General features: G+C 49.4%; 3 protein-coding genes. 2 read left to right on the top strand and 1 reads right to left on the bottom strand.

Annotated elements, in window-relative coordinates; translation table 11 throughout:
• Window positions 1-248: 248 nt before the first annotated feature.
• Window positions 249-1,130, bottom strand: a complete 882-nt coding sequence (locus HMPREF3066_RS00410) for a lysophospholipid acyltransferase family protein (protein WP_070439784.1) — start codon at window positions 1,128-1,130, stop codon at window positions 249-251.
• 560 nt (window positions 1,131-1,690) lie between these two features.
• On the opposite strand from HMPREF3066_RS00410, the gene HMPREF3066_RS00405 reads away from it, so the two are divergent.
• Window positions 1,691-1,972, top strand: coding sequence for an ArsR/SmtB family transcription factor (locus HMPREF3066_RS00405; RefSeq protein ID WP_070439783.1), 282 nt, complete (start codon window positions 1,691-1,693; stop codon window positions 1,970-1,972).
• 189 nt (window positions 1,973-2,161) lie between these two features.
• Window positions 2,162-2,932, top strand: a complete 771-nt coding sequence (gene xth, locus HMPREF3066_RS00400; RefSeq protein WP_039409312.1) for an exodeoxyribonuclease III — start codon at window positions 2,162-2,164, stop codon at window positions 2,930-2,932.
• Window positions 2,933-3,001: the final 69 nt, after the last annotated feature.

The raw sequence follows: 3,001 nt of genomic DNA, 5'->3' as shown, positions 1-3,001 counted from the left end.
GGATTTTGGGGAATTTTGCAAAGGTCTCTATCGGTTTTGGCTGACTCGGTATCCGTAGCGTGGGTTCTACCCACGAAGATAATTGACGGACAGATGTTTGAAATTTTGAGTGGCTCGCGGACAAAGCCCTCACTACGGTGTCTGCCGACAACACAAGCACCGTCGCGTGGAATCCGTCCACAAAAATGATTAAAAAAGGTCATCTGAAAACTCAAACCCCAGGTTTTCAGACGACCTTTCACATTTTTTCACCCATGCCCGGGAGGCTCCGGCGCACCTGCGGGCTGTTTGTAGCGGTTGTACATAAACAGATATTGCGTCGGGAACCGGCGTATCCAATATTCCGTATTTTCATTGATTACCCGCGCATCGTGTTCTTTATTGCCGTTCAGTTCGCCGCGTAAGGGTTCGATATGTAGGACAAACCCACGTCCTTGCGGCAGGCGTTCTCCGCAGAAAAACAATGCCTTGACCCCTTTTACCTGTGCGAGCTTGCCTGCCAGCGTCATAGTAAAAGCCGGTTTACCGAAAAACTCTGTCCACACACCGTCTCCGCCTTCTTCGGGTGCGGGGACATGGTCGGGCAAAACGATGGTGGCTTCGCCCGCACGCAAAGCTTTGATGACCTGTTTAACGCCTTGAATACTGGTCGGCGCGGTTTTACCTTTGCCGCGTACGCGCCCCGCCTGCATGACCTCATCCATTGCTTTGAGCTTCGGCGGTTTGTACATCGCCGTGAGCGGGAAAGGAAGCTGTTGGCTGATATACCGTCCGGCAAGGTCGTAGCTGCCGATGTGCGGGGTAATAAACAACAATCCTTCGCCCGCATCCAACGCAGCCTGTACATGTTCCCATCCGCGTACTTCTACAAACAATTTTTCTATGCTTTCAGGTCGTCTGAAAAAAGCCACGGGCAATTCCAACCCGCCTTTGACCGTTTCGCGGAACACAGCCTTGACCGCCGCTTCATCGGGCAGCAAACCGGCTGTCCGCATATTGTCAAATACGCGTTCGCGATCCTCACGGCGCAGATAATAAACCGCGCAGCCCAACACGCCCGCCAATGCGTGCAGCAGGCGCAGCGGCATGGCGGCGAAGAGTTTGAAGAAAAAGGTAATCAGAATATACATAAAGGTATACCAAAGAAAGGTGGTCGGATTGTATAGCCGAATACGCAGGCAGTCGATACCTCGTTGACTGCCTGCACGCCGTTGCCATCAAGATGCACCTTCAAATCAAATAACAAAATTGATAGTAACTGTTGTAAAATTTTTACAGACTAAAAACGTACCGATAAGACTTTCCCTAAAACTTCGTTAATATTCCAAAACAGCCAACCACTATCAATACAAATACCGAAGAACAGTTTTATTTTTATATTTAATTGTTTTATAAATATTTTTTATAAAACCCTAATTCTATACTTCTGCTGTTTCTATTTTCATATAGATTAAGCCTGTTTTTCATTTCTAAAAAATCGTCCCTTTTACCCATTTTAAAATACTTCGGGATTTGCCCAAACAACAATTATTTACGGCAAATTTAAACGCATATGCTCTCTTTTGCACCTGAATGCGGTACACTTACAAACATAAGCATTTGAAATTTCTTAGAAATATAAAAAGAATCACAATCATATTCTTTTTGTGATACTCCTCAAATCAAGCTAACGAATAGAAAGGCATACATCATGGAAACCAAACGTCTCTCTTCCCTTCTCAAACTCATCGCCAACCCCGAACGCATGACCATTTTGTTCATGCTGATGGACAGCGAACGCAGCATTGCCGAATTATCCGAAGCGCTCGGACAGCCTGCGACCGCCGTTTCCAACCACCTCGCGCGCCTGCGCTCCGAAGGTCTGATCGATTTCACCCGCTACCACCGCATCATCGAATACCGGCTAGTATCCGAAGAAGCCGCCGCCATCCTCGATACGCTGCGCAATTTGGAAAACCGTAAAGCCGCCTAAAGGCTGTTGAGCCTTGTTTTCCCAAACGGATTTTTGTTTCAAAACCGGCAGCCGCCCAAATCCCCTGATGATACAATAGCGTCCCGTTTACGCAACAAAGCGGTTTTGCATGAACCGCTTTTGTTTTGTCCTTATTTTGCCCGAAAAGCCCGAAACGCTTTTCAGACGACCCTCACACACGGAATCCGCATGAAAATCACCACTTGGAACGTCAATTCCCTCAACGTGCGCCTGCCGCAGGTGCAAAACTGGCTTGCCGACCATCAGCCCGATGTCCTTGTTTTGCAAGAACTCAAGCTAGACCAAGACAAATTTCCCGCCGCCGCCCTGCAAATGATGGGCTGGCACAGCGTTTGGAGCGGGCAAAAAACCTACAACGGCGTCGCCATCATCAGCCGCAGCGAACCGCAAGACGTACACGTCGGCCTGCCTACCCTGCCCGACGACCCGCAACGCCGCATCATCGCCGCAACCGTCAACGGCGTGCGCGTCATCAATGTCTATTGCGTCAACGGCGAAGCCCTCGACAGCCCGAAATTCCAATATAAAGAACAATGGTTTGCCGCATTGACTGAATTTGTCCGCGACGAAATGACGCGCCACGAAAAACTGGTCTTGCTCGGCGACTTCAATATCGCGCCAGCCGATGCCGACTGCTACGACCCCGAAAAATGGCATGAAAAAATCCACTGCTCATCCATCGAGAGACAGTGGTTCAAAAATCTGTTGGATCTGGGCTTGACCGACAGCCTGCGCCAAATCCACCCCGAAGGCGCGTTTTACACTTGGTTTGACTATCGCGGCGCAATGTTTCAACGCAAACTCGGACTGCGCATCGACCACCAGCTCATCAGCCCCGCCTTGTCTGCCGTGTTGAAAGACGTTTATGTCGATTTGGACGCGCGCGCGCAAGAACGCCCCAGCGACCATGCGCCGGTCGTGGCTGAATTTGATTTGTAAGGCGCAATCTTTAAAAAAGGTCGTCTGAAAACCTCATTTGTAGAAAATCGTCGCGTTGTTTACACAACA

It is taken from the genome of Neisseria sp. HMSC03D10 (genome assembly GCF_001807625.1).
GTDB lineage: Bacteria > Pseudomonadota > Gammaproteobacteria > Burkholderiales > Neisseriaceae > Neisseria > Neisseria mucosa.
Note: the sequence above shows the minus strand (reverse complement) of the source record. Positions and strands in the feature narration are given on the sequence as shown.